At 53.7% G+C, this 244-nt stretch carries 1 protein-coding gene; it reads right to left on the bottom strand.

Going from position 1 to position 244, the window contains the following annotated elements; genetic code table 11:
* On the bottom strand, positions 1–234 hold a 234-nt coding region (locus ACR9ZK_RS23060; protein ID WP_481344244.1), incomplete at its 3' end, for an efflux RND transporter permease subunit.
* Between the last annotated feature and the right edge of the window lie 10 nt (positions 235–244).

Here is a 244-nt window from a genome sequence, read left to right as displayed (position 1 = left end):
CACGTACAGCAACGCGGTGAACACTAACGTCGCGGCAGCGACCAGCAGCGTGAGCTTCTGATGGTTCAGTACCACGACCAGCATACGATCGTAACCGGCGATCATTTTGTCAAAAAACTCACCGCCTTTACGGTAAAACTTGCTCTGTTTTTCTTCCGGTGTGTGACGCAGCAAATAGGCGCACAACATCGGTGTCAGGGTCAGCGACACCACCATCGACACCAGAATCGACACGGCCAGGGTA

It is taken from the genome of Monashia sp. HAY1-5C (assembly GCF_056755255.1).
This window is presented reverse-complemented; position numbering and strand designations above follow the sequence as displayed.